The sequence below is a fragment of the Actinoplanes hulinensis genome, assembly GCF_019429605.1.
Lineage (GTDB): Bacteria > Actinomycetota > Actinomycetes > Mycobacteriales > Micromonosporaceae > Actinoplanes > Actinoplanes campanulatus.
In genome coordinates this window covers 174,551-198,795 of sequence record NZ_JAHXZI010000010.1, presented here as the reverse complement: position 1 = coordinate 198,795, position 24,245 = coordinate 174,551, and the positions used below count along the sequence as shown (strand labels likewise).

Annotated in this window: 23 protein-coding genes, 3 tRNA genes and 1 pseudogene; 10 read left to right on the top strand and 17 right to left on the bottom strand. The window is 71.7% G+C overall.

Annotated features, from left to right (window positions below):
• Positions 1-836 precede the first annotated feature (836 nt).
• Positions 837-1,412 carry a GNAT family N-acetyltransferase gene (locus tag KZ829_RS20490; RefSeq protein WP_246636005.1) on the bottom strand — a complete coding sequence of 192 codons (576 nt, stop codon included), beginning with the start codon at positions 1,410-1,412 and terminating at the stop codon, positions 837-839.
• Between the two features lie 124 nt (positions 1,413-1,536).
• Here KZ829_RS20490 and KZ829_RS20485 point away from each other — a divergent pair.
• From KZ829_RS20485 to KZ829_RS20475, 3 genes are all read left to right on the top strand, one after another.
• Positions 1,537-1,608 (top strand) — tRNA-Gly (locus tag KZ829_RS20485).
• A gap of 29 nt (positions 1,609-1,637) precedes the next feature.
• Positions 1,638-1,708 (top strand) — tRNA-Cys (locus KZ829_RS20480).
• Between the two features lie 10 nt (positions 1,709-1,718).
• Positions 1,719-1,793 (top strand) — tRNA-Val (locus KZ829_RS20475).
• 40 nt (positions 1,794-1,833) lie between these two features.
• On the opposite strand, the gene KZ829_RS20470 is transcribed toward KZ829_RS20475, so the two are convergent.
• Both KZ829_RS20470 and KZ829_RS20465 read right to left on the bottom strand, forming a co-directional pair.
• Positions 1,834-2,661, bottom strand: coding sequence for a glycosyltransferase family 2 protein (locus tag KZ829_RS20470; RefSeq protein WP_220145536.1), 828 nt, complete (start codon positions 2,659-2,661; stop codon positions 1,834-1,836).
• Positions 2,662-2,700: 39 nt separating this feature from the next.
• Positions 2,701-5,532 carry an AfsR/SARP family transcriptional regulator gene (locus KZ829_RS20465; RefSeq protein ID WP_220145535.1) on the bottom strand — a complete coding sequence of 944 codons (2,832 nt, stop codon included), beginning with the start codon at positions 5,530-5,532 and terminating at the stop codon, positions 2,701-2,703.
• Between the two features lie 206 nt (positions 5,533-5,738).
• Between KZ829_RS20465 and KZ829_RS20460 the strand changes: the two genes are divergently transcribed.
• Together KZ829_RS20460 and KZ829_RS20455 are read left to right on the top strand one after the other, a co-directional pair.
• Positions 5,739-6,050 (top strand): hypothetical protein, encoded by a 312-nt coding sequence (locus KZ829_RS20460; protein WP_220145534.1) that lies wholly within the window; start codon positions 5,739-5,741, stop codon positions 6,048-6,050.
• Between the two features lie 8 nt (positions 6,051-6,058).
• On the top strand, positions 6,059-6,730 hold the full coding sequence (locus KZ829_RS20455; protein ID WP_220145533.1) for a hypothetical protein: 672 nt from the start codon (positions 6,059-6,061) through the stop codon (positions 6,728-6,730).
• A 50-nt stretch (positions 6,731-6,780) separates the two neighbouring features.
• Here the strand turns inward: KZ829_RS20455 and KZ829_RS20450 are convergent, their stop codons facing one another.
• Positions 6,781-7,587, bottom strand: coding sequence for a DUF4190 domain-containing protein (locus tag KZ829_RS20450; protein WP_220145532.1), 807 nt, complete (start codon positions 7,585-7,587; stop codon positions 6,781-6,783).
• A 248-nt stretch (positions 7,588-7,835) separates the two neighbouring features.
• Between KZ829_RS20450 and KZ829_RS20445 the strand changes: the two genes are divergently transcribed.
• From KZ829_RS20445 to KZ829_RS20435, 3 genes are read left to right on the top strand one after another with little or no spacing between them, the layout of a single operon-like run.
• The gene (locus KZ829_RS20445; protein ID WP_239171079.1) at positions 7,836-8,402 is read left to right on the top strand and encodes a DUF4956 domain-containing protein; all 567 of its coding nucleotides are present in this window, start codon (positions 7,836-7,838) and stop codon (positions 8,400-8,402) included.
• On the top strand, positions 8,399-9,133 hold the full coding sequence (locus KZ829_RS20440; protein WP_220145531.1) for a polyphosphate polymerase domain-containing protein: 735 nt from the start codon (positions 8,399-8,401) through the stop codon (positions 9,131-9,133). Before KZ829_RS20445 ends, KZ829_RS20440 begins: the two co-directional genes overlap by 4 nt.
• 36 nt (positions 9,134-9,169) lie before the next feature.
• Positions 9,170-10,816 carry a carbohydrate-binding domain-containing protein gene (locus KZ829_RS20435; protein WP_220145530.1) on the top strand — a complete coding sequence of 549 codons (1,647 nt, stop codon included), beginning with the start codon at positions 9,170-9,172 and terminating at the stop codon, positions 10,814-10,816.
• Between the two features lie 12 nt (positions 10,817-10,828).
• Here the strand turns inward: KZ829_RS20435 and KZ829_RS20430 are convergent, their stop codons facing one another.
• Together KZ829_RS20430 and KZ829_RS20425 are read right to left on the bottom strand one after the other, a co-directional pair.
• Complete coding sequence (locus tag KZ829_RS20430; protein WP_220145529.1) at positions 10,829-12,253, bottom strand: sensor histidine kinase; 1,425 nt, start codon at positions 12,251-12,253, stop codon at positions 10,829-10,831.
• Positions 12,254-12,256: 3 nt separating this feature from the next.
• A complete protein-coding gene (locus KZ829_RS20425; protein ID WP_220145528.1) occupies positions 12,257-12,961 on the bottom strand; it encodes a response regulator transcription factor in 705 nt (234 codons plus the stop codon).
• A gap of 105 nt (positions 12,962-13,066) precedes the next feature.
• On the opposite strand from KZ829_RS20425, the gene KZ829_RS20420 reads away from it, so the two are divergent.
• On the top strand, positions 13,067-15,265 hold the full coding sequence (locus KZ829_RS20420) for an MMPL family transporter (protein WP_220145527.1): 2,199 nt from the start codon (positions 13,067-13,069) through the stop codon (positions 15,263-15,265).
• Between the two features lie 60 nt (positions 15,266-15,325).
• Here the strand turns inward: KZ829_RS20420 and KZ829_RS20415 are convergent, their stop codons facing one another.
• From KZ829_RS20415 to KZ829_RS20370, 11 genes and pseudogenes are all read right to left on the bottom strand, one after another.
• Complete coding sequence (locus tag KZ829_RS20415) at positions 15,326-16,597, bottom strand: beta-ketoacyl synthase N-terminal-like domain-containing protein (RefSeq protein ID WP_220145526.1); 1,272 nt, start codon at positions 16,595-16,597, stop codon at positions 15,326-15,328.
• The gene (locus KZ829_RS20410) at positions 16,594-17,853 is read right to left on the bottom strand and encodes a beta-ketoacyl-[acyl-carrier-protein] synthase family protein (RefSeq protein ID WP_220145525.1); all 1,260 of its coding nucleotides are present in this window, start codon (positions 17,851-17,853) and stop codon (positions 16,594-16,596) included. Before KZ829_RS20410 ends, KZ829_RS20415 begins: the two co-directional genes overlap by 4 nt.
• Entirely contained in the window at positions 17,850-18,275 is a 426-nt protein-coding gene (locus tag KZ829_RS20405; protein WP_229794450.1) for a cupin domain-containing protein, read from the bottom strand. Before KZ829_RS20405 ends, KZ829_RS20410 begins: the two co-directional genes overlap by 4 nt.
• 39 nt (positions 18,276-18,314) lie before the next feature.
• A pseudogene (locus KZ829_RS43165) lies at positions 18,315-18,716 on the bottom strand (SRPBCC family protein); the annotation flags it as partial.
• 9 nt (positions 18,717-18,725) lie between these two features.
• Positions 18,726-18,977 carry an acyl carrier protein gene (locus KZ829_RS20400; protein ID WP_220145524.1) on the bottom strand — a complete coding sequence of 84 codons (252 nt, stop codon included), beginning with the start codon at positions 18,975-18,977 and terminating at the stop codon, positions 18,726-18,728.
• 185 nt (positions 18,978-19,162) lie between these two features.
• On the bottom strand, positions 19,163-19,486 hold the full coding sequence (locus KZ829_RS20395) for a TcmI family type II polyketide cyclase (protein ID WP_308285593.1): 324 nt from the start codon (positions 19,484-19,486) through the stop codon (positions 19,163-19,165).
• Positions 19,487-19,600: 114 nt separating this feature from the next.
• Positions 19,601-20,275 (bottom strand): response regulator, encoded by a 675-nt coding sequence (locus KZ829_RS20390; protein ID WP_220145523.1) that lies wholly within the window; start codon positions 20,273-20,275, stop codon positions 19,601-19,603.
• Complete coding sequence (locus KZ829_RS20385; protein ID WP_220145522.1) at positions 20,254-21,036, bottom strand: sensor histidine kinase; 783 nt, start codon at positions 21,034-21,036, stop codon at positions 20,254-20,256. Before KZ829_RS20385 ends, KZ829_RS20390 begins: the two co-directional genes overlap by 22 nt.
• Positions 21,037-21,467: 431 nt before the next feature.
• On the bottom strand, positions 21,468-21,767 hold the full coding sequence (locus tag KZ829_RS20380) for an antibiotic biosynthesis monooxygenase family protein (RefSeq protein ID WP_220145521.1): 300 nt from the start codon (positions 21,765-21,767) through the stop codon (positions 21,468-21,470).
• Positions 21,764-22,546 carry an SDR family NAD(P)-dependent oxidoreductase gene (locus KZ829_RS20375; RefSeq protein WP_220145520.1) on the bottom strand — a complete coding sequence of 261 codons (783 nt, stop codon included), beginning with the start codon at positions 22,544-22,546 and terminating at the stop codon, positions 21,764-21,766. The genes KZ829_RS20380 and KZ829_RS20375 overlap by 4 nt, the downstream gene beginning before the upstream one ends.
• Positions 22,543-22,911, bottom strand: coding sequence for a SchA/CurD-like domain-containing protein (locus KZ829_RS20370; protein ID WP_220145519.1), 369 nt, complete (start codon positions 22,909-22,911; stop codon positions 22,543-22,545). Before KZ829_RS20370 ends, KZ829_RS20375 begins: the two co-directional genes overlap by 4 nt.
• A gap of 161 nt (positions 22,912-23,072) precedes the next feature.
• On the opposite strand from KZ829_RS20370, the gene KZ829_RS20365 reads away from it, so the two are divergent.
• On the top strand, positions 23,073-24,242 hold the full coding sequence (locus KZ829_RS20365) for an FAD-dependent oxidoreductase (RefSeq protein WP_220145518.1): 1,170 nt from the start codon (positions 23,073-23,075) through the stop codon (positions 24,240-24,242).
• Positions 24,243-24,245: the final 3 nt, after the last annotated feature.

The following is a 24,245-nucleotide window of genomic DNA, read 5'->3' as shown; positions in this document are numbered from 1 at the left end:
GTCTTGGGTGGCCAATCGTCCAAGATCGCCTAACCTCGACATGCAAAGCGGGCGAAACGGTCGCCTAACTCCGGCGAAAGCCCCATTTCGGCCTAGTGCGGTGGCCGGCGGCCCCAATCGGCGATTCGCCCGACCGGGCGCTTGACGTAGAACCGCAAACACCCAAGAAGAAGGCTCCCGGATGGCCACGATCGCTCAAGATCGCGCCGCCCGGCAACGATTACCCAAGATCTACATCGATTGTTGCGGATGGCTTGAGCGGCCGCCGGTGACCGGCCGAATCTCGCGGCCAAGGCGGGAGACAAGCGAACAGGCGACTTGGCATCGACGCCAGGCGGCGACCGAGGGAGACTCCAGAACGGCACTGACCTACCACACACTGCCACTCATCGTCACGGTTACGGTGAGTGACTCCCGACGGGTCTTCCATGGCGTGACCGGCGTCAACCGCCACCACCCACCCGGCGGGACCGGCGTTACGGCTGGGGGCTGCACCCGGATGCCTGGCGAGCACTACCGCGACCACCCGCCCAGAGAGGGCGGCGTGACGGCCGGGAGTGGGCGATTCGGGTGCTTGGTGAGCGGCGCCGCGACCACCCGGCCGGCGGGACCGGAAGGTGAGCCGTTACCGGCGGCACCTCAGCAAGTCGCGGCCTGCCCTGCCCGCCCGGGCACCGATCTGCGCCCGGCGGGCGCGGCAAAGGCCCGAGTGGTCAGCGAGATCGCGCTGACCGGACGGGACGGGACGGATGAGGCGGGACGACGTCACGCGTACAAGAAGAGAAGCGGAAGCGAGGCGCGGACGTCGACCACGAAAGGCCGGACGAATGATGGGGTCAAGGTCTTTCTGCTCCTGGCCATGGTCCGGGGGTCTTGGGCTGCGTGGCCGCGGGTTTCGTCTCGGTGCGGTGGATGCGCATGCCGCGGGCCTGGTAGTTGGCGAGGGCGGCCGGGCCGTCGAGGCTGCACGTGTTCACCGTGACGCGGCGGACCGGGGGCAGGCCGGGGTGGCGTTCCGGGAGGGTCCAGGCGTGCTGGAGGGCGACCGTGAGCAGGTGGCCGCCGATGCCCTGGCCGGCGAACCGCGGCAGCAGCCCGAAGTAGGCGATCTCCACCTCGCCGGGGGAGTGGCCGTCCAGCTCGGCGTAGCCGGCCGGAGTGCCGCGGACCGACACCACCCAGGTCTCCACGCCGGGCCGGTCCAGGTAGTCCTGCCACTGCTGCCAGGTCCAGGGCAGCCGGTCCGACCAGAACCAGTCACCACCGACGGCGGTGTAGAGGTAGCGGTTGAACTCGGGGCTGGGCAGCTCGGCGCGGGTGATGGTCACCGGGGTCGCGGGCTGCCTGGCCGGGCGCAGCAGGGCGGGGTCGTCCTGCTCCAGGTACCAGGTCGTGATCTCCACGCCGCACATCATGTCGTGTCGCGTTCCGGCCGGTCAGCCCCGGATCGCGACACGCGGGGGACCCCCGGTTTGGAGGTGGTGGTGGGGTTCGGATAAAGTTCTGTCGTCGCCGGGGGAAACGCCGGAGGGCAACGCGGAAGTGGCGCAGTGGTAGCGCATCACCTTGCCAAGGTGAGGGTCGCGGGTTCGAATCCCGTCTTCCGCTCGGAGTGGCTTGCCACTGGAGGCCACCTCGGTGGAGTGGCCGAGAGGCGAGGCAACGGCCTGCAAAGCCGTGTACACGGGTTCAAATCCCGTCTCCACCTCGCAATACCAGGGCGATTGGCGCAGCGGGAGCGCGCTTCCTTGACACGGAAGAGGTCACTGGTTCGATCCCAGTATCGCCCACCACATATGGGTCAGCCTGTCATGGGCTGGCCCTTTGTCGTTTTCAGGGTCGGCTCGCGGCCTGCAACTGGTCGACCAGGAACAGGCAGAACCTGTCGTAGCAGAGCCCGACCATGAGGCGGCTCAGCGCGTCGTTCGCTTGCGACGATTCCGGTGTGCCCGGGAACATCTCGCGCAGCATGGCGAACGTGTCGACCGCCTGCTGGAGTTGCTCGGCCGCCATGCAGTCGCGGCCGAGGTCGAGCAGCGTACGGGCGATCTGCCGCGGGTCGGCGGCCTGTCCCTGGGCGATGAGCTCGTCGAGTGTGAGTTTGCCGAGGGCGATGTTGCGGTCGGCGCGGCGGATCCGGTCCGCGTAGGTGGTATGGCCGAGGTGGTGCAGCCGCAGCGTGGCCGCGGGCACGGTGCCCTGGTCCGGGGGCGAGGAGCCGGGCCCGGCCAGCCGTTCGTGCACCCGGCCGGTCCAGGAGAGCGAGCCGGGCCGGTAGAGCCTGGTTTCGAGCTGGGTGTGGGGACCGGCGTGGTGCGCTCCATCGACCTGTACCAGGAGGGCGTCCGTGGTGACCTCGGCCAGCAGCCGCCGCAGCGCGCCGGGGTCGGCCGTCACCCGGTGGTCGGCGTCGACGGCGAGGATCCAGGTCGCCGGGCAGCCCCGCTGTGCCTCGTTGCGGGCGGCCGAGAAGTCGTCGTGCCAGCCGCCGTGGGTGACGGTGGCGCCGTATCGGGCGGCTACCGCCGGAGTGCCGTCGGTGGAGCCGGTGTCGTGCACATGGATCTGGTCGACCACGCCTGCGAGCGACTCCAGGCAGGCGGGCAGCATCGCGGCCTCGTTCTTGACGATCAGTACCGCGGCCAGCAGTGGCCCGGCCATGAGTCTCTGTTCGGCAGGCCGGGCCGCGAACTGAGCGGATCAGCCGCTGCGAACGGGCAGGCGGCCGTGCGGACGGGTGGGCCGGTGGCTCAGCCTGGCGCGGACCTGTTCGGCGCGGGGGTGGCCGAGTTCGTCCAGGACGTCCAGCGCGTTCCGCCAATGAGTGTGCGCGGTGTCGATGTCGCCGATGGCCCGGCAGGTGTCGCCCAGGTTCATGGCCGTCTCGGCCTGCTGGTACCGGTCGTCGAGGTCGCGGAACAGGTCGAGGGCATGCTGGTAGCACTCGGTGGCGTGCTGGTGGTGGCCGAGGTGGAGGTGGATGTAGCCGAGGCTGTCCCAGGTGGCGGCGGTGCCGTGGCGGTCGCCGAGTTCCTGGTGCAGGGCCAGGGCCTGTTGGCAGTGGGTGAGGGCCTGCTGGTGGTCGCCGAGGTGTGCGTGGTGCCACCCGACGGCGTTGAGCGCGGTGGCCTGTCCGCTGCGGTGGCCGGCGGCCTGGTAGAGGGCGAGGGCCCGTTCGTCGTGGGGGAGGGCCTGCCGGTGGTCGCCCTGTTGTGCGGAGAGCCGGGCGAGGGTGCGGTGGCTGAGTGCCTGTCCGGCGAGGTCACCGAGCCAGCCGAACAGTCCGAGGGCGTGTTCGAGGTGGGTGCGGGCGTCGGCGTAGCGACCGAGCCAGGTGTACGCCACCGCGAGGCCCCGGTGGGCGTGGGCCTGTGCGTACCGGTCGGCCATGCGTCCGGTCGCCCGCAGCGCGGCGGTATGGGTCGCGGCGTGGTCGTGCCAGTGCCCGCGCCGGTTGAAGTAGGTGGTCAGCGCCCACGCGAGGTGCCAGACGTGCGTGTCGATCCCGGCGTCGGCGGCCCGGTCGACGGTGGCGAGCAGCGCGGCGTGCTCGGCGGTGAACCAGGCCAGCGCCTCGGTGTGGTCGGCGAACTTCTCCGGCGTGGTCCCGGCCGGCGGCGGGCCGGGGATGATCGGATCACGGTGCGGGGCGAGCAGCCGGTCCGCGGCGTGCGCGGTGTGAAGGTAGTGGTCGAGCACGCGGCGCAGCGCCGCGTGCCGTTCACCGGCGGGGTCCGCGCAGTCCGCGCCGGCCCGTTCCGCCGCGAACAACCGGACCAGGTCGTGCATGCGATAGCGGCCGGACACCGGCTCATGGAGCAGGTGCGCGGCGATGAGCCGGCGCAGGAGGACGCGGGCGGCGGCCGGGGACAGGCCGGCGAGGCTCGCGGCGGCGGGTAGGCCGATGTCCGGGCCCGGCGCGAGGCCGAGCAGCCCGAACATCCGCGCGGCGTCCCGCGGCAGGGCCATGGACGAGCAAGACAGCACGGTACGGAGACTCACCGCCAGTTCGCCCCCGTCCAGCGCGTCCAGCCGGGTGGTGGACTCGCGCAGTTCGGCGGCCGGCGCCGCGAGCGGCAGGTCGGGGCGGATCGAGGCGCGGGCGGCGACGACACCGAGCGCCAGCGGCAGACCCGCGCAGTGCCGGAGGAGTGCGGTGACCGCCTCGGGTTCGGCGGCGACCCGGTCGGCGCCGAGGTGGCCGGTGAGGAGTTGCCGGGCATCGACCTCGGTCAGCACGTCGAGCGGGAGCGGCCGGGCACCGTGTTCGGTGATCAGGCTGGTGAGCTGGTGGCGGCTGGTGACGAGCACCGTGCCGGTCGCGGGCACCAGCGGGATCACCTGGGCGCTGTCGCGGGCGTTGTCCAGGACGATCAGGATCCGCCGATCCGCGACGAGGCTGCGGTACAGCGCGGCCTGCGTGGTGGGGTCGGGCGGGACGGCTTCGGGCGATACCCCGAGCGCGTCGAGGAAACCGCGTACGGCCACCGCGGGGGGCACCGGGTCGATGGCCGGGTCGAACCCGCGCAGGTTCACGTAGAGCTGCCCGTCGGGAAAGCGCGACAGGTTGTCGTACGCCCAGCGCAGCGCCAGCCAGGTCTTTCCGATGCCGCCGGTGCCGTCGATCACCGAGATGGTCACCGCGCCGCCGCCCTGATCGGCCCCGGAGTCCATCGTGGCGGTCAGTTCGGCCAGCTCGCCGGTCCGGCCGGTGAACGCGCGCGGTGGCGCGGGGAGCTGGCGCGGGACCGGAGCACGCGCCACGGCCGCGGCCGGCCGCCGGGCCCGCGCCGGGACGGTCAGGGCCGGGTCGGCGGTCAGCACCCGCCGGTGCAGGTCGCGCAGCGGTGGGCTCGGGTCGATGCCCAGATCGTCGGCGAGGTGCAGCCGGATCCGCTGGTAGCACGCCAGCGCGTCGCCCCGCCGGCCGGCCCGGTACAGGGCCAGCATCAGCTGGCCGGCCACGCGTTCGTCCAGCGGGTGTGCGGCGGCGCACGCCGTTAGCTCGCCCAGCAGTTCCGCGTGCCGGCCGCAACGGAGCGCGACCTCGTTGCGGTCCAGTTCGGCGGACCATCGAGCCATCTCCAGCCCGTCGCGGACCGCGATGAGCCACGGCGTGTCAGACGTGGCCAAGGGCGATCCGCGCCACAGCGCGAGCGCCCGGGCGAGCAGCACCGCGGCGGTCTCGTCGTCGGCCGTGCGGGCTTGCGCGACGAGGCGCCGGAACCGGTGCACGTCCACAGTGTCGGGATCCGCGGTGAGCACGTAGCCGCCGGGCCGGCGGGCGATGGTCACGTCATCGGTGGCCAGGGCCTTCCGGAGCCGGGACAGGTAGCTGTAGAGCGTGCCGCGTGCCCGCTGGGGCGGATGGTCGCCCCACACCCGGTCCAGAAGCCGGTCCACCGGCACGACCCGGTTCGTGTCCAGCAGCAGGGCCACGAGCACGTAGCGCTGCTGGACGTGGCCGACGTCGACCGGGCGGCCGTCGACGCTCACCTCCAGGTCGCCGAGCAGGCGGAACTCCACAGCCATCTCGACCACCGCCTCAGTCAGCGCCCCCGGGTACGTGCGTACCGCTCAGCCTGGCCTGTGCGGCGCCCACGGTTCAACACTCTGTCACCGACCCGATCCTGGAACGCCCTGACCGGCGCATTCAAGGAATCGCCAACGTTTACCCAGGGTCGCCCACCCATCGTCGGGAGGTCTTGTCGCACATCCCAACCACGGAAGGCCGGTTCATGACAGACCAGCTCAGCCAAGCCCTCGTCGGCGTGCTCGAGATCGACGGCAAGCAGCAGGCGTTCGAGGCCAGCACGTTCACCCTGCGGGTCAGCGAGGCCGGCGGCGCCGGCCGGGCGGACGGCATGGGGACGCAGGTGACCGAGTCGTTCTCGATCTCGGGCGGCACCCTCGTCACCTCGGTGACGGTCCGTTCCGGAGGCACCACGACCACCACGACCACCACCAGCGACGACCGCGGCACCACGACGACCACGACGACGACCGACTCGAGCGGCACGTCGACCTCAATCAAGATCACAAAGAAATGAGTACGCCCATGAAGAGCACCACCACCGGCGGTGCCGTAGCCGAGCGACACGAGCGTGACGTGCTGGCGATCCTCGCGGAGCTTCGGGAGGAACGGCGGGTCGTCGATGCCGTCATCGACGTCGCGTTCGAGCTGACACTCCGGCGCGGCGAAACGACCAGGAGCGCGCGGTCCGACTTCGTGACGTGGTCGCGGTCGGTCGTCGCGTCGGCGCGCAGCGGCAAGGATCCCGCTGCCGACTGGAGCGAGGCGCTCGACACCCTGCTGCGCGGTTACCTGGCGATCGCCGGCGCGGACGACACGACCGCGGCGACGGTCACCGACCGCGTCACGGCGGTCAACGAACGGCTCGGCGGGTCACTCACCGCCCCCGAGCAGCACATCGCCGACCTCGTGGCCGGCGTACTGATCGGCAGCGTGTCGATGTGGTCCGATGCCGACGGTGCCGCGAAGAAGGCCGGCGGGGGGATCGACAAGTCCCAGGTGGCCCGCGCGGACGTCACAGGAGCGATCACCGGCGCGGCCGGTGCGGCCGTAGCCACCTGGTGGAGCGGGCCGGCGAGCAGCGGCGCCGTCGTCGGTGCCACCGCGACGGGTGCGGTGCTCGGGTCAGCCGTCGACCTGGTGATGCAGGACAACGCCAACGACGCGCTCGAAGACGCGGAGCCGGAGGGGCCGTGAACACGTGATCATGGGTCCGGCCACGCCCTCGGAGGGCGTGGCCGGACCGGTCACTTTGTGAGCGGGGCGGTGAGGGTGCCGCTCGGGGCGACCACGATGCAGGAGATGCTCCGGTCCTGCCGCCATTCGCTGTCGTCTCGCGGGTAGAGGTAGTAGATGTCCATGTTCTCGGTCTGCGGGGTCAGGTACGGCTCGAAGGCCGCGCCGCACCGCTTGTCGCTCTCCGCCTCGACCTGGGTCGTGCCGGGGTAGGAGCCCTCCGGGAAGGTGTAGACGTGGTAGACCTCCGCCTGGTGCGGATCGGTGCAGGCCACCGTCGGGAGGTCGTAGATCGCCCCGGACCCGTCGAAGTCGCGGATGCAGTCGCCGGCCTTCAGGTCGGTGACCACGACGTCGTCGATCCCGGCTGCCGCGTCCCGCCGCTCGTCGACGATGATGACGGCGAAGATCGCGGCGATGAGCAGGACCTGCAGCCCGGCGATGATCAGGGTGGCGATGGCGAGCCCGCGGCCGCGCTGGGGCTGCCGTTTGATCTTTCGCAGCGCGATGACGGCGAAGATGGCCCCGACGAGGCCGCTGACGAGGAAGGTGGTCAGCAGGCCGGCGATCGCCCAGCCGTTGGTGCCCTCCTTCGGTGGCAGCGTGAACGGGTCGCCCGGGTAGCCCGGCGGGTACTGGCCGGGGGCTACCGGTCCGCCGAACGGCTGCTGGCCGGGGGCTACCGGTCCGCCGAACGGCTGCTGGCCGGCGCCGGGGGCGGGCGGAAAGGGCTGCGGAGGCGCGGGAGGAAAGGGCGGGGGAGCAGCGGCCGGCGTCGCCGGCTGCTGGAAGGGGTCGGAAGGAACTTGGTTGTGCACGGTCGCACGGTAGTTCCCCACCCCACCCGCGCGGTGTCCCTTCTTGATCAAGAATCGGTATCGACCGGGACAGCTGGAGCACAGGGGTCTTTGAGGTAGCTCTGAGGTTGTGTTCGATGGAAAAGCGGCCGGTCGCGGCTACCGTCTAATTGAAGTTAATCGATATGTAACCTGCGGTCCGGATGGTGTTCACGGGGGGAGTCCGGCCGGAACCCTCGAGAGGTCGTGTCACCATGCCCCGGCTCGCCATGTTCGCGCTAGACCTCGTAGCGGTGTCCGTTCTGGTCTTCGGGCTGTACTTTCCCCGGCATCGGCGGCGGGACCTGGTGGTGGCCTATCTCGGCGTCAACGTGGGCGTTCTCGCGGTGGCCGGGTCACTCAGCTCCAGCACGGTCGGCGCGGGACTCGGGCTCGGGCTCTTCGGGGTGCTGTCGATCATCCGGCTGCGGTCCACCGAGCTGGACCAGCACGAGGTGGCGTACTACTTCTCGGCGCTGGCGCTGGGCATCCTCGGGCCGCTCAGCGGTGGGGAGCAGTGGCTGGTGCCGGCGCTGATGGGGCTGATCCTGACGGTCATGTACCTGGGTGACCACCCACGGCTGTTCCGGTCGTACGGGCGGCAGGTGCTGGTGCTGGACAGCGCCGTCACCGATCCGCTCACCCTGACCGTGCAGCTGGAGGGCATCCTCGGGGCCCGCGTGCACAAGGCCACCATCGAGCGGCTGGACCTGGTCAACGAGACGACCGTGGTCGAGGTGCGCTACTCGTACGCCCAGGGAAGGAAAGCGCCGACGCTCGCCGGAGTGAACCGGTGAGCGCGACAACCCACCTGGATCCGATCTCGCTGGCCGAGCTCACCGCGAAGGCCGAGTTGCAGACGCGGGTCGACCGCAAGTACGTCCTTCCCCGGGAAGCGGCCCGGGAGCTGGTGGAACTCCTCGATCCGCGGACCCGGGTGCTGGAGATCGACGGCGAGCGGACGTTCCGCTACCGGTCGGTCTACTTCGACACCCCGGACCTGGTCAGCTACCGGCTCACCGCGCATCGCCGGCGGCGGCGGTTCAAGGTCCGGACCCGGACCTATCTGGACTCGGCGCTGTGCTGGCTGGAGGTGAAGACCGAGGGCTACCGCGGCGGGACCGTCAAGAACCGGCTGCCCTACCAGGCGTGCGACCACGACACGGTCGAGCCGGGCCGCTGGTTCGTCGACGACGTGCTGGGCCACAGCGCCGGGCTGGATCTCGCGCCGACGCTGCTCACGCACTACCGGCGAACCACGTTCTACCAGCCCGCGGACGACTCCCGGGCGACCGTCGACGTCGATCTCACCTGGACCGGCGTGGACGGAACCGCACTGACCCTCCCGCACGTCGCGGTGGTCGAGACCAAGACCGGATCGGCCGTCTCCCCGGTCGACCGGCTGCTGTGGGCCCGCGGGCACCGGCCCACCAGCATCTCCAAGTACGCGACCGGGCTCGCAGCGTTGCGTCCCGATCTGCCCGCCGTCCCCTGGCGCCGTCTCATGCGCCGTCACTTCTCCCGCTGAACCCCGGCAATCAGTCCCCGAACATAAGGACCCACCATGCCCAGAATCCCCCGTCTGGCCGTCCCCGCGGTGCTGACCGCCACCGCCCTGGCCACCTGGGTGGCACCCGCCCCGGCGTTCGCCGCCGGGCCCGCCGCCGCGGCCGCGCTCGCCGCCAACCAGGCCTCCCACCTGAGCGCCGCCGACCTGACCTGGACCGAGTCCGACGTCGCGGCGGTCACCCTGACCGGCACGAGCGCCACCACGACCAGCTCCAACGTGACCGTCTCCGGCAGCACGGTGACCGTCACGGCGGCCGGCACCTACCGGTTCACCGGCACCCTCACCAGCGGCCAGATCGTCGTCAACAGCACCGGCACCGGCATCGTCCGGCTCATCCTCAACGGTGTGACGATCACCGGCAGCACCGGCGCCGTCAACGTGGTCGCCGCCGACGAGGTGCTGGTGCACCTGACGGCCGGCACCACCAACCGGCTGACCGACGGCACGGCCTCCGCCGACGCCCCGCTCGCCTCGGCCGCCGACACGACCATCGCCGGAACCGGGTCGCTGATCCTCACCGGCAACGCCAACGACGCCATCAACGTCAAGGACGGCCTGGTCATCGCGGGTGGCACGATCACCGCGACGGCCCCGGACGACGCCATCCGCGGCCAGGACTACGTGATCGTCTCCGGCGGCTCGATCACCGCGACGGCCGGCGGCGACGGCCTCAAGTCGGACAACGAGGAGGACCTCACCCGCGGGTACGTGGCGGTCACCGGCGGCACCGTCAACGTCACCTCGACCGGCGACGCGCTCACCGGGCAGACCGACGTGATCGTCAACGGCGGCTCGATCACCGCGCGGACCACCGGCGCCGACTCGGCGAAGGGCCTCAAGGCCGGCGTGCTCACCGTGATCAGCGACGGCACGGTCAACGTCAACGCCACCGACGACGGCGTCCACTCCGACGCCGCGGTCACCATCGACGGCGGCACCACGACCGTGGCCAGCGGTGACGACGGTGTGCACGCGGAGACCGACGTACGGATCGGCGGCGGCACGGTCAACGTCACCAGGTCGTACGAGGGGGTCGAGGGCCTCAAGGTGTACGTGACCGGTGGCACCGTCTCGGCCGTCGCCACCGACGACGCGTTCAACGCCTCCGACCCCACCTACGGGGAGATGCAGAACTCCCCGAACGCGCTCATCTCGATCACCGGCGGCGCCGTGAGCGTCAACGCCGGCACCGACGGCCTCGACTCCAACGGCGCCCTCACCATCGGCGGTGGCACGGTCGTGGTCAGCGGCTCCGGCACCCGCGGCGGCGGCGAGGGCGGCCTGGACGCCAACGGCGCCGTCACCATCGCCGCCGGCACCCTGATCTCCACCGGGATCAGCGCCACCACCAGCACCCTCCCGGCCTCCGGGCAGGGCTGGGTGTCGGTCACCCTCAGCGCCAACCAGCCGGCCGGCACCGTGGTGCACATCGCCACCACCTCCGGCACGCAGATCGCGTCGTACACCGCGGCGAAGGCGTTCCGCGGCGTGGTCTTCTCCTCAAGCCAGATCACCAGGGGTACGACCTACGCGATCCGTACCGGCGGAAGCGTCTCCGGCACCGCTGTCGGCGGTGGCCTCTACCTGGGCGGCACGCTCAACGGCACCCAGGTCGCCACGGTGGTGGCCGGCAACAGGTAGGACGGGTGGGCGTCACTCCGGCTCCTCCGGCGCCACCGGCAGCCGGACCCGGAAGGTCGTGCCGCTACCGGGCACGGACTCCACGTCGGCGGCGCCCCCGTGGGCGGCGGCGACCGCGGCCACGATCGACAGGCCGAGGCCGCTGCCGCCGTCCTCCTGGGCACGGGCCGTCTCGCTCCGGTAGAAGCGCTCGAACACCCGGGCGGTGTCCGCCGGGGCGAGACCCGGGCCCGAGTCGGCCACCTCCACCACGGCCTGCCCGTCGTGCCGGCTGACCCGGACCGTGGCGGGCGCGTCGGGCGGGACGTGCCGCAGCACGTTACCGACTAGGTTGCCGAGCACCTGCCGGAGCCGTTCGGCATCCCCGGCGACCAGCACCGGCCCGTCGACGGCCAGATCCAGTACGCGGTCCGGCTGGACGGCGCGGGCGTCGGCCACCGCGTCGGCGGCCAGCTCGCTCAGGTCGACCAGCCCGTTCTCCAGTGGACGGCCCTGATCCAGCCGGGCCAGCAGCAGCAGCTCGTCGACCAGCGAACCCATCCGGGCCGCCTCCAGCTCGATCCGGCGCATCGCCATCGCCAGGTCGCCGGGACGGTCGGCGGCCCCGCGGCGGAACAGCTCCGCGTACCCCCGGATGGTCGCGACCGGCGTGCGCAGCTCGTGCGAGGCGTCCGCGACGAAGCGGCGCAGCCGCTGCTCCGACTCCTCGCGGGCGCGGAACGCCCGCTCGATCTGGCCCAGCATCGCGTTGAGCGCCGCTCCCAGCCGTCCCACCTCGGTCTTCGGCGAGTTGTACGGCACCCGCCGCCCCAGGTCCCCCCGCCCGATCGCGCCGGCCACCACCTCGATCCGGGTGAGCGGCCGCAGCGCCGTCCGCACCGCGTGGGCCGACAGCACCGCCATCGCCAGCAGCACCACGACGCTGGAGACGATCGCCACGTTGGTGGTCCGCTGCACCAGCTCGTCCGAGTCGGTGGAGTGCATGCCGACCAGCACGATCCCGCTGCCGTCGCTGAGCCGGGCCACCCGGACCAGCCAGTACGGCCCACCGCCCACGCTCGGCGCCCGCTGGAAGACGGCGTCCGCCCCGGCCGGCAGCGGATCGGGCAGCTCCGGCGACCAGCCCACGGACAGCGTGTCGATCACCCGGCCGGTGGGCGAGCGCAGCTGCACGAAGGACGGGATGTCGCCCGTCTCGGCGGCCCGCCGCCAGAGCAGGCCCAGGTCGTCCGCCGGCGCTCCGGGCGCCAGCCGCCGGCCGGCGAGCGGTGTCGCGGTCAGCCGCCGGTCCAGGTCCGCGCTCATCGCGGTCAGCACGTCGTGGTTGCGGTCGTTGCGCCAGTCCTGGATCGCCCCGTAGATCGCGCCGACCGACAGGAACAGGCCGAGGGCGAGGAGGCCGACCATGGTGAGGACGAGCCGTCTGCGCAACGGCACGGGTCAGCCCCGCGGGGTGTCGGGCCGGACCACGTAGCCCACCCGCGGGACGGTCCGGATAAGCGGCGGGCCGGCCGCGTCCAGCTTGCGGCGCAGATAGCTGATGTAGGTCTGGACCACGCCGTCGTTGCCGCCGAAGTCGTACTCCCAGACGTGGTCCAGGATCTGCCGCTTGGTCAGCACCCGGCCGGCGTTGGCGACCAGGTAGCGCAGCAGTTTGAACTCGGTCGGGGTGAGGTCGATCGGGCGGCCGTCGCGGCGCACCTCGTACGCCTCCTCGTCGATCTCCAGGTCGGCCACCGTGAGCCGGGTCGCCCGGGTGTCCCGCCGGGTGCGCCGCAGCACCGCCCGCACCCGGGCCACCAGCTCCTCCAGACTGAACGGCTTGGTGACGTAGTCGTCCCCGCCCACGGTCAGCCCGGCGATCTTGTCCTCGGTGGCGTCCCGCGCGGTCAGGAACACGATCGGCGCCTCGCAGCCGTCCTCGCGCAGCCGGCGGCAGGTGTCCAGACCGGACCCGTCCGGCAGCATCACGTCCAGCACGATCAGGTCGGGGCGCATCGCGGCCGCCTGTTCCAGCGCCTGCCGGCAGGATCCGGCGGTGGCCGGTTCGAAGCCCTCGTAGCGCAGCGCGGTGGCCACCAGGTCGGCCAGGTAGCGCTCGTCGTCGACTACCAGAATCTTGATAACCGTGTCCGTCACGCTCACGAGTCTCAACCCTACGCAGCGCTGAATTTCTTAGGGATCGCTGTGACACCGAACTCTAAGAACGAGCGCAGAGCGCCGGAAGAACGCGGTGCTGTCCTGGATTGCATGGAACGAGTCTCTGAGATCGTGTTGCGCCGCAAGCGCCTGGTCGGACTGCTGGTGCTGCTCGGATTCCTGCTCGGCATGGCGGCCACACCGCTGACCGTCAGCCGGATCTCCGAGGAGTACGCCTACCCCGGCATGGAGTCCTACCAGGCCAATCAGGCGGTTCTGGAGCACTACGGCAACGGCGGTTACCAGCGTCCGTACGTTCCGGTCGTGGTGCTGCCGGCCGGGCAGACCGTCGACTCACCGGGCGTGCGCGACGCGCTCGGCCGCGCCTTCGCCGGGGTCGGCACCGAGCTGGAGGCCCGCGTGGTGTCCTATGCCGACACCGGCGACCGGCGGTTCGTCAGCGAGGACGGGCGGACCACGTACGCCCTGGTCTTCACCGGCCCGACGGCGGACGGCAGCCCGCCGGGCGGTGGCCTCGGCGAGGTGCCCGACGAGACGCCGCAGATCATCGAGACGATGCAGCGGGAGCTGCCGGCCGGCTCCGAGCTGCGGGTCACCGGCCTGGACACGCTGGCCACCGGGGTCGACTCCGGCGGGCTCAACGTGCCGCTGAAAATCGGTGTGGCCGCGATCGCCGCGGTCCTCGTGCTGCTCCTGGTCTTCCGGTCGGCGCTCGCCTTCGTACCGCTGGTCATCTCGGCCGTCGCCATCCCGGTGGCGTTCCTGATCCTGCTGGTGCTGACCCTGTTCACCGAGGTGCACGACAGCGCGCTGACCACGATGCCGTTGCTCGGCCTGGGCATCGCCATCGACTACGCGCTGCTGCTGATCACCCGATGGCGGGAGGAGCAGGCGCACGGCCACCGCGGCGACGAGGCGGTGCACCGGGCGATGCGGACCGCCGGCAAGGCGATCATCTTCAGCAGCGGCGCGGTGGCGATCGGCCTGATCACCATGGCCATCCTGCCGATCCCGTTCCTGCGCAGCCTGGGTGTGGCCGGCATGATCATCGCGGCGGTGAGCGCGCTGATCTCGCTGACCCTGCTGCCGATCCTGCTGGCCACCATCGGCCGGCGGCTGGACCGGCAGCGGCTGGAGCAGGGCACCGGCCGCGGCGAGCGGCTGATCCAGCGGGAGGCGAACGCGGGCCGTCTCTGGACCGCCTGGGCCCGGCTCATGGTGCGGTTCCGCTGGCCGGTCGCGCTCTCCTCGGCCACCCTGCTGGTGGTCCTGTCGATCATCGGTATGCAGATCAACCTCGGGTTGCCGGAGAGTAAGAACCTGGCCGACAGCGGGCCGGGCCGGGAGGGGCTGACCGCGCTCACCGACGCCGGGCTGCCGTCCGGGGTGCTCAGCTCGTTCGACGTGTTCGTGCCGGCCGGTGTGGATCCGGGACCGGTCGCCGACGGGTTGCGGGCCGCGGAGGGCGTGTACACCGTGGTGAGCCTTCCGTCCTGGCGGGACGGCGGCACCGCGCTGCTGACCGTGGTGCCGGTGCACGAGAGCCCGTCGGCGGCCGGTGCGGCGGAGCTGGCCGCGCTGCGTGACTCGCTGCCGGAGGGGGTGCTGGCCGGTGGCAGCGCGGCGCAGACGGTCGACTACGTGAACACCACGTACGGCGCCTTCCCGTACGTCCTGGCGCTGATCTTCCTGGTCACGTTCATCATGCTGGCCCGGGCGTTCCGGTCCCTGCTGCTGCCGCTCAAGGCGATCGTGCTGAACCTGCTGTCGCTGGGCGCGGTGATCGGGGCCATGGTGGTGTTCTGGCAGTGGGGCTGGGGCACCGAGCAGGCGCTCGGCATCCAGCCGAACGGCACGGTGGGCACGTTCGTGCCGCTCACCATCTTCGCGTTCCTGTACGGGCTGTCCATGGACTACGAGGTGTTCATCCTGGCCCGGATGCGCGAGGAGTACGACCGCACCGGCTCCACTCCGGAGGCGGTGGTGCAGGGCGTCGGGCGTACCGGCCGGCTGGTGACCTCGGCGGCGCTGATCCTGTTCTTCTCGTTCGCCTCGATGGCCGGTGGCGGCGAGTTCGACGTGGCGGTCTTCGCCACCGGCATGGGCCTGGGCATCCTGCTCGACGCCACGCTGATCCGGGCGGTGCTGGTCCCGGCCACGGTGGCGATGATGGGCCGCTGGAACTGGTGGCTGCCGGTCTGGGCGGCCCGGCTGTTGCGGGTCGAGCCGTCGCCGCTGCGCGACGAGGCCCCTCGCGAGACCCGGGAGCCGGAGCTGACCCCGGCCTGAGCCCACCAAGGGAACGGCCCCCGCATCCGATGCGGGGGCCGTTCTCGTGTGCGGGTGGTGTCAGACGGCGGGGGCGGTGAGCACGGCCGCGGCGTTGAAGCCGCCCACGCCCCGCGCCACCACCAGGGCGGCGCGCAGGCCGGCGCCCTCGCGGGCCTCGGTGACCAGGTCCAGCCCGGACGCCGCGGCGTCGGCCGGGTCCACGTTGACGGTCGGCGGCACCACGTCGTGCCGCAGGGCCAGCGCCGCCCAGGCCAGGTCGAGCGCGGCCGCGCCCGAGCAGAGCCGGCCGGTCATCGTCTTCGGCACGGTCACCGGCACCCGGCGGCCACCGAACACCTCGGCGATCGCCGAGGCCTCCCGGCGGTCGCCGAGCGGGTCCCCGGCGCCGTCGGCGAAGACCACGCCGATCTCGTCCGGGGACACGCCGGCCCGGTCCAGGGCGGTGCGCATGGCCCGGGCCAGCTGGCGGTGGTCCGAGGCCGGCTCGGACGGATGGTGCGCGTCGTGGGTGGAGGCGGTGCCGGCGATCTCGGCGTAGACCCGCGCCGCCCGGCCCCGTGCCCGGTGTGCCGCCTCCAGCACCAGCATCGCGCCGCCCTCGCCCGGCACGTAGCCGCTCGCGCCGGCCGCGAACGGCCGGTACGCGAGCGCCGGGTCGGCACCGCGGTGCAGGGTGGCCACACTGCTCTGGCAGGCCAGCGCGTACGGCGACAGCGGCGCCTCGGTACCCCCGGCCACCACCGCCGAGCTGCCCCGGCGGATCAGCCGGCGGGCCTGGGCGACCGCGTCGATGCCGCCCGCACCGTCCGCGACCAGCACCCCGCACGCGCCCTTGAGCTGGTGCCGGATGGAGATCTGCCCGCTGCTCGCGGCGTAGAACCAGCCGATCGACTGGTAAGCGCTGACCGTCCGCGGCCCGTCCCGCCAGAGCGCCTGGATCTCCCGCTGCCCGAACGCGTTGCCGCCCGAGCCGCTCGCCGTGACCACCGACAGGTCCATCGGCACCTCCCGGCGCGGATCCAGGTCCGCGTCGGTGAGCGCCATCTCGGTGGCGGCCAGCGCCATCCAGGTCCACCGGTCGGTCTGTACGGCGAGCCGGTTCGCCACGAACTCGGTGTGCGTGAAGCCGGCCACCTCCCCGGCGACCGAGATCGGCAGATCCCGGTCGGCCGAGGAGGCGGAGCCATCCGTGGGGGCGGGCGGCTCGGGTGCCGAGATCGGGGCGATCCGGGCGGTGCCGGCCAGCGAGTTGCGCCAGTGCTCGGCCACGCCCACGCCGGTCGGCGCCACCACGCCGATGCCGGTGATCACCGGCATCCGCGCGCTCACGGGAGAACCCGGGAGAACACCATCGCGGACTGGAAACCACCGAAGCCGCTGCCCGCCGAGAGCGCGTGGTCCACCCGCGCCTCCCGGCTGACCAGGGGCGTGTAGTCCAGGTCGCACTCCGGGTCGGGGACGGTCAGGTTCGCCGTCGGTGGGATGATCCCGCGCTCGATGACCAGCGCGCAGGCGGCCATCTCGATCGAGCCGATGGCGCCGAGCGAGTGCCCGACCACCGACTTGATCGAGCTGATCGGGATCTTCCGTACGGTGTCGCCGAGCGCCCGCTTGTAGGCGGCCGTCTCGTGGCGGTCGTTCTGCTTGGTGCCGGAGCCGTGTGCGCTGATGTAGCCGATGTCCTCCGGGGTGATGCCGGACTGCGCGACAGTCTCGCTGATCGCCTCGCCCAGCTCGAACCCGTCCGGCCGCAGGCCGGTCATGTGGAACCCGTTGGCCCGGGCCGCGTACCCCGACACCTCGCAGTAGATGCGGGCGCCGCGGGCCCGGGCGTGCTCCAGCTCCTCCACGATCAGTACGGCCGAGCCCTCCCCGAGCACGAAGCCCTGCCGGCCCGCGTCGAACGGGCGGGAGGCGAGTTCCGGTTCGTCGTTGCGCGGGGTGGTGGCCCGGATCGCGTCGAAGCAGGCCACCGTGATCGGGGAGATCGGCGCGTCCGAGGCGCCGGCGATCACCACGTCCGCCTCGCCGTCCTGGATCAGACCGTGGGCGTGCCCGATCGAGTCGATCCCCGAGGTGCAGCCGGTGGAGATCACCGCGGCCGGGCCGTGCGCGCCGTACCGGACCGCCAGCTCGGTGGCCGCGCTCGACGGCACCAGCTGCTGGTACATGAACGGCATGAGGTGGTTCTCGTCCACCGTCCAGGCCCGGCCGTGATCGCTGGCCACCACGTACTCGTCCTCGAGCCGGATGGTGGCGCCGACCGCGCTGCCCAGGCTCACCCCGATCCGGTCGGTGTCGGTCGCCGCCAGGTCCAGGCCGGCGTCCCGGACGGCCTCGTCCGCCGATGCCAGGGCCATCTGCACGAACCGGTCGGTGCGGCGGATCACCTGCGGCGACAGGCCGTACTCGGCCGGGTCGAAGTCGCACTCGGCCGCGATCTGCGACCGGTACGCGCCCGGGTCGAAGCGGGAGATCCGCCGGATCGCCGGCTTGCCGGCCACGATCCGGCTCCAGAACTCCTCGCGGTTCGCGCCGCCCGGCACCACCACCCCGATGCCGGTCACCACGCTGCGCCGGGTCATCCGGTCACCACCGGCACCGGCGCGAGATGCTCGTTCGGGCCCGGCTCGGTGTCGACGTGACCCAGTTCGGGGCGCGGCGCCAGCGGGCTGAGCTGGAACACCACCAGGGCGGTCTCGGCGCCGACGTTGGTCAGCCGGTGCCGGACGTTGCGCGGCACGAGCAGCGCATGGTCCGGGCGGACCGTCACCGGACGGCCGTCCAGGTCCACCCGCAGCTCGCCGCTGACCAGGTAGAGGTACTCCTCGGAGTACGGGTGGTAGTGCTCGGAGACACCCTCGCCGGGCGCCAGCCGGACCGCGCCGCAGAACCCGGAGGTCGAGCCGACGGTCGCCGGCGAGACGAGGGTACGCAGGTCGCCGCCCCGCCGGGTGTTCGACGGCACGTCCGGGAAGCCGATCACGGCCTGCCGCCGCCGCTCCAGCGTCTCCCTGATCACCTTCTGCTGGACCAGGGTGTTGCGGTTGATCCGCTCGGTCATCCCGGCGGTGTCCACCGGGGCGTCCGGGCGCATGTGGAAGTCCTGCGTCCAGCGCATCCGGGTGCGGTCGGGGGCCAGTTCCTCGTACGTCCAGGTGATGTTCATGAACTCGAACGGGCCGGTCTCCACCCGCCGCGCGCGGGCCGTCCAGGTGTCCCGGTCCCAGGTGCGGTGCGAGACCCAGGACCAGACCCGGCCCTGCTCGTCGGGGTGCATGGTGAGCCGGAAGGTCACGCCGCCCGGCACCTCGTCCAGCACCTCGACCGAGGCGTACTCGGTGAACAGGGCGGGCCAGGCCCGTACGTCGTTGGTGTTGGCCCAGACGAAGTCGATGGGCGCGCCGATCTCGACGGCGTTGTCGGTGTGTCCCAGCAGGCCGGTCATCGGTCCCCCTCAGGCGTTCGCGGCGGCGAGGTCGTTGACCAGGGCGCGCAGGCCCTCCGGCGTGCTGTCGGCCTCCAGTTGCGGCTCGACGTCGACGCCGTACCGGTCCTGGATCCGGGTGGCGATCTCGGTCCGGGCCAGCGAGTCCAGGTCCAGATCGGTGAACGAGCGGCCGTAGTCGGCGGAGCCGATGCCGGGGTCGGCGCCGACCGCCAGCAACAGGGCGCGCAGATTCTCTTCGGTGAAGGCTTGGGATGCCATGCGGGCTTCTCCTCCTGATCAGAGCGCCCGGGCTGGGCGTCGTCACGACGCTAGGTCGGTATGCGCTTCCAGTCTTCCACCGGCGTGATGAGAAAAGGCCTCCCACCAGGGATGATGTGCCCGCCCGGGGGAGGAGACGGCAAGGCGCCCGCCGATGGGCGGGCGCCACGGTACCGTGCGGGAGGTCAGCGGTTCCAGGTGTAGAACGAGTGCGCCATGGCGTCGGCCGGGCCGCGCCACGTCGCCGGATCGTAGGGCGTGATGTAGTCGTCGAGGGCCGTGCTGAGGGCCCGGAAGTCGTCCCGCTCCCGGGCCCGGGACACCGCCTCCCGGCTGTCCCCGTCGAACTCCGCATAGTGGAAATACAGGTCCCGGTACCGGAACAGGTGCCGCCGGGTGACGCCGAGGGCGTGCGGCAGCGGGCCGGCGTCCGAGGCGGCGAAGAGGCGGGCCACGTCGGGTGACGCGTCCGGCTTGATCCGGGCAACGATGAGGATCCGGTCGCTCACGTAACAGCTCCCTGGTCGGCGTGATGGTCGGATGCCGTCACGTTAGGAAGCCGGGCCCGCGCTGTCGCCCGCCGCGGAAATGAAGCGTGGCCTCCCCCGGGCGGGGGAGAACACCTACGCCGGCAGGAGCCGGCGATCGATGAGACCGTTCTCGTACGCGTAGATGACGACCTGCACCCGGTCCCGGACCCCGAGCTTCTGGTAGAGGTGCTGGACGTGTGATTTCACGGTGCTCTCCCCGAGGACCAGCATCCGGGCGATCTCCTGGTTGGAGTGCCCGCAGACCAGCAGCCGGAAGACGTCCAGCTCGCGGTCGGTGAGGTGGCTCAGCTCGGCGCCCGGCGTGGACAGCGACGGCCGGCGGGCGAACTCCCCGATCAGCCGCCGGGTGACCGACGGCGACAGCAGCGCCTCCCCGGCCGCCACCTCGCGGACGGCCTGTTCGAGCGTGCTGGTCGGGGAGTCCTTCAGCAGGAACCCGCTGGCGCCGGTGCGCAGCGCCTCGAAGACGTGCTCGTCCCGGTCGTACATGGTCAGGATGATCACCCGGGTGCCGCTGTTCTTCTCCGGCGCGCAGATCCGCCGGGTGGCTTCCAGACCGTCCATCCGCGGCATGTTGACGTCCATGAGCACCACGTCCGGCCGGAGCCGGCGCACGTCGCGGACCGCGTCCAGCCCGTCCGGCGACTCACCGACCGTGACGATGCCCGGCAGACCCTCGAAGACCGACCGCAGCCCCCGCCGCACCAGCGGCTGGTCGTCGACGATCAGGATGCGAATTCCATCCATTCCCGCTCCCCGTGTTCGTGTGTGCGACCGATCCGCGTGACACCGGCGGGCTCCACTGGCAGCCGGGCGTGGACCAGGAAGACGCCGCCGTCGCGGCGGCCGTGGGCGAACTCGCCGCCGACCTCGGCGACGCGTTCGCGCAGCCCGGCCAGACCCTTGCCGCCGCGGCGCTGGTTCTCCCGGGCCGGGCAGGAGATCTCGATCTCGACGTCGGCGCCGAACCGCAGCGAGATCCGGGCCGGGCCGGCGCCGTGCTTGATGGCGTTCGTCAGGCTCTCCTGGACGACGCGCAGCGCGGTGGTGCGGATCGGCACGGACAGCCGTGGCTCGGTGCCCGAGGTGTGCAGGGTGACCGTCAGGTGGGCGGCGGCCAGCCGGGCGATCAGCTCGTGGGTCCGGCCGAGCAGCGTCTCCTCGGCGTCCGGCTCCCGGCGCAGCTCGCCGACCAGCGTGCGGACCTCGGTCATGGTGGCCTGGGCCAGTTCGTCGATCGCGGTCGCGACCGGCTCCGGATCGGTAGGCCCGGTCCGAAGCCGGCGGGCCTGCATCGAGATCACGACCAGACCGTGGCCGACGACGTCGTGCAACTCGCGGGCGATCCGGCGGCGTTCACGGTGGACGGCGGCCATCGAGGGATCGGCCGCCCGCTCCCTGGCCCGTCTGCGGACCACCAGGGCCGCGGCCACCGCGGTGAGCACGCCCAGGACGATGCCGATCACGAAAGCCGTGCCGTGGGTGTGATCGTAGGAATTCAACGGCATCAGCCACTCCTGCTCGACGCGATCTCGACACGGCGTGAAAGATCATTAACGGCGAAGATGGTTGAGACCGAAACCTTTGTCAGAACTGAACAACCCTGCTGACCGCCCCCGCCGCAGCCTTCCGCCGAAACGCTAATGGACCGCACAACGCACTGCAAGGCATCTATGTGACAGCTCTAAGGGGAAAGGTTGTTGACATTCCTCAGCTGCTTGATTTACTGGTCCTTCTTGTCCGTAATACCCGGACTTAGCGCGTCGATAATGTGACCAAGGCCGCTGATTAATGCTCTTGCTTCGAGAGTTCTTAGAGTTTCATCTGAATCGCTGTGAGAGTCCCGGCAATCGGTTACCGGTGGGTCGAATTCACTTGCCGGTAACAAATACGTGAGGGCTCCTCCGAAAACGCGGAGGAGCCCTTCGTTCAGCGGGGTTCAGGCCGTCTCGGCCCGGATCAGGAAGCGCAGCGAACGCGCCTCGGTGAAGTTCTCCCGCATCGGCCGCACCAGATCCCGGTGCTCGGCGGTGGCCTCCCAGGCGGTGAAGTCGTCCAGGGACCGCCACTCGCTGGTGATCAGCCACTGCTCCGGATCGGTGGACGACTGGCACACCTGATCCCGCAGGTGTCCCGGCACGCCGCCGGCCACCAGATGGCGGATCCGCTCGTACGCCGTCAGGAACGCCTCCTGACGGTCGTCCGGCACCCGGATCAGGAAGACGATCCGGGCGCTCACGTGACGATCCCCGGCGGCGGTCCGCCCGGGCCACCCGGGCCGGGCGGGCCACCCCGGCCGGGCGGGGGACCGGCCAGCGCCGAACTGAACTCGAACTTGTTCAGCACCGGCACGCAACTGCCGTACAGGCCGTCGGCAGCCTCGCTGGTGAGGAAGCCCACCACCGGGGCGACCAGCTCCGGGCTGATCGTGTGGTCGAAGTCCAGGTGCGGCCGGGCGGCCCGGACGTCCTCGGTGTCCGCGATGGTCATCACCACCGCGTTGGCGTGCACGTCCTTGCGCTTGACCTCGTGCGCGATCGACCGCATCCAGGTGAGCAGGGCGGCCTTCGCGGCGCCGTACGCGGAGAAGGCCGGCAGCGGCTCGGTGGCCAGCGGGGTGGCGAAGTAGACCAGCCGTCCGCCCTCGCCGAGGTGCGGCAGCACGGCGTGGGTGGCGATCACCGCCGACAGGAAGTTCGACCGCCACAGTTCCTCGTACGCGGCCGGCTCGGTCCGGAACAGCGGACCGACCGCGAACCCGCCGACCAGGTGGATCAGCCCGTCCAGCCGCCCGAACCGGGCCACCGCGGTGTCCGCCGCCCGGTTGATCGAGATCGGGTCGAGGGCGTCCGCCTCGGCGGTCTCCACCTCGCCAACCTTGCCGTAGCGCTCGGCCAGCCCGTCCAGCTTCGCCTTGTTGCGGGAGGTGAGCAGGATCCGGTCGCCCCGGGTGGCGAGCAGGTCGATGATCGGCGGCGCCAGCTTCCCGGTCGCTCCGGTGATCATGAAGACGCTCATGTCGGCGCGTCCTCGAAGGTCGCCCGGCGGGTGGTGACGTGCTCCATGAGTGCCCTCTGGAAGAAGGCGCGGGCGCCGTCCGGCGAGCTCACGTCACGCTGGTGCCCGTCCGCCAGGTACTGGTTCAGCTCCCGCTCCAGCTTCTGCACGCTGGGCTGGCGGCCGAGGTGGGCCATCACCGACGGCAGGTTCCCGTCGATCTCGATCATGCGGATCACCAGACCGTCCTTCATGAAGATGGACGTGCTCAGCAGCCGGGTGCCGTCCGGCGTGACCCACTCCGGGGGCGCGTACGTGGCGAGCAGCTCCCGGACCTTGTCCTCGGTACCGGGCCTGATCCGGAACATCACGGCGTACCGTTGCATCGCTTTTCCCTCCGTTTGAAGCGGCGTGGGGCATCAGCCTGGCCGTACCGGCGCCGGGCGGTCTTCCGCCGCAGGTCGGAAATGTCGTCTCCGGCGTGCGGATGACCGGCTCCGCCGCCGGGTGGAAGACGCTCCCACGGACCGGCCCTAGCGTCGGCGGAATGAACGAGCGCACCTCCAAGGTGGTCATCGTCGGCGCCGGCATCGGTGGGCTCGCCGCCGCGGTGGCGCTGCGCCGGGCCGGGATCCCGGTCACCGTCTACGAACGAGCCGCCGAGCTGGGCCGGGCGCAGGCCGGGCACGGGCTGGTGCTCTGGCACAACGCGGTGCTCGCGCTGCGCGCGCTGGGCCTCGGCAAGGAGATCGCCGAGATCGGGTACGCGCTGGACCGGCACCAGTTCTGGACCTGGTACGGCCCCAACCTCGCCGACTGGCCGCTCGACGAGGGGGCGGCCCGCACCGGCGCCCCGGTCTACACGGTGAGCCGCCCGGCCCTGCACCGGATGCTGCTCGACGCGGCCGGCGGCGACGTGGTGCTCGGCCACACCTACGCCGGTCACACCGAGGACGACGACGGGGTGACCGTGCGGTTCGGCAACGGGCGCACGGTCCGGGCCGGGCTGCTGGTCGGCGCGGACGGGCTGCGGTCGGGGGTCCGGGCCGCGCTCATGCCGTACGAGCCGCCGCCCGTCTACGCCGGCTTCACCGCCTTCCAGGGTGTGATCGACACCGGCGTGCCGGGCGTGCGCGACCACGCGTTCGTCAGCACCTGGGGCCGTGGCCGGTGGTTCGTCTACTACCGGCTCGCCGACGGCCGGATCTACTGGGACGGCATCCTGGGCGACCGCCGGGTCCGCCGCCTGTCCGGGGTCGGCGGCGGTCGCCGCGAACTGCTGCTGGGCGAGTTCGCCGGGTGGCCGGCCCCGATCACCGGCCTGATCGGGGCCACCGGCGAGGAGGGGATCGTCCCGGCCCACATCTTCCACCGCCCGCCGGTCGACCGGTGGAGCACCGGCCGGGTCACCCTCCTCGGCGACGCCGCCCACCCGATGACCTTCAACCTCGGCCAGGGCGCCGGGCAGTCCATCGAGGACGCCGTGGTGCTCGCCCAGTGCCTCGGCCGGAGCGGAGAGCTCGCCGAATACGAGCGGCGCCGCGCCGGCCGGGTCCGGCGGATCGCGAACCGGTCCCGGGCCAACGGCGAGTTCACCCGCTGGCACAGCCTTCCGGCCTGCCTGTTCCGGGACGCCTTCATGCGCCTGACGTTCGACCGGCTGGTGCGGCGCAAGACGTACCAGCTGACCATGCGCGTCGACTTCGTCGATTCCTAGGAG

Bases quoted from the DNA above. Each gene is read 5' to 3' on its own strand.
- KZ829_RS20490 (WP_246636005.1), bottom strand. From the start codon at position 1,412: ATGTGCGGCGTGGAGATCACGACCTGGTACCTGGAGCAGGACGACCCC.
- KZ829_RS20470 (WP_220145536.1), bottom strand. From the start codon at position 2,661: ATGGCCGGGCCACTGCTGGCCGCGGTACTGATCGTCAAGAACGAGGCC.
- KZ829_RS20465 (WP_220145535.1), bottom strand. From the start codon at position 5,532: ATGGCTGTGGAGTTCCGCCTGCTCGGCGACCTGGAGGTGAGCGTCGAC.
- KZ829_RS20460 (WP_220145534.1), top strand. From the start codon at position 5,739: ATGACAGACCAGCTCAGCCAAGCCCTCGTCGGCGTGCTCGAGATCGAC.
- KZ829_RS20455 (WP_220145533.1), top strand. From the start codon at position 6,059: ATGAAGAGCACCACCACCGGCGGTGCCGTAGCCGAGCGACACGAGCGT.
- KZ829_RS20445 (WP_239171079.1), top strand. From the start codon at position 7,836: ATGTTCGCGCTAGACCTCGTAGCGGTGTCCGTTCTGGTCTTCGGGCTG.
- KZ829_RS20435 (WP_220145530.1), top strand. From the start codon at position 9,170: ATGCCCAGAATCCCCCGTCTGGCCGTCCCCGCGGTGCTGACCGCCACC.
- KZ829_RS20420 (WP_220145527.1), top strand. From the start codon at position 13,067: ATGGAACGAGTCTCTGAGATCGTGTTGCGCCGCAAGCGCCTGGTCGGA.
- KZ829_RS20410 (WP_220145525.1), bottom strand. From the start codon at position 17,853: ATGACCCGGCGCAGCGTGGTGACCGGCATCGGGGTGGTGGTGCCGGGC.
- KZ829_RS20400 (WP_220145524.1), bottom strand. From the start codon at position 18,977: ATGGCATCCCAAGCCTTCACCGAAGAGAATCTGCGCGCCCTGTTGCTG.
- KZ829_RS20390 (WP_220145523.1), bottom strand. From the start codon at position 20,275: ATGGATGGAATTCGCATCCTGATCGTCGACGACCAGCCGCTGGTGCGG.
- KZ829_RS20385 (WP_220145522.1), bottom strand. From the start codon at position 21,036: ATGCCGTTGAATTCCTACGATCACACCCACGGCACGGCTTTCGTGATC.
- KZ829_RS20375 (WP_220145520.1), bottom strand. From the start codon at position 22,546: ATGAGCGTCTTCATGATCACCGGAGCGACCGGGAAGCTGGCGCCGCCG.
- KZ829_RS20370 (WP_220145519.1), bottom strand. From the start codon at position 22,911: ATGCAACGGTACGCCGTGATGTTCCGGATCAGGCCCGGTACCGAGGAC.
- KZ829_RS20365 (WP_220145518.1), top strand. From the start codon at position 23,073: ATGAACGAGCGCACCTCCAAGGTGGTCATCGTCGGCGCCGGCATCGGT.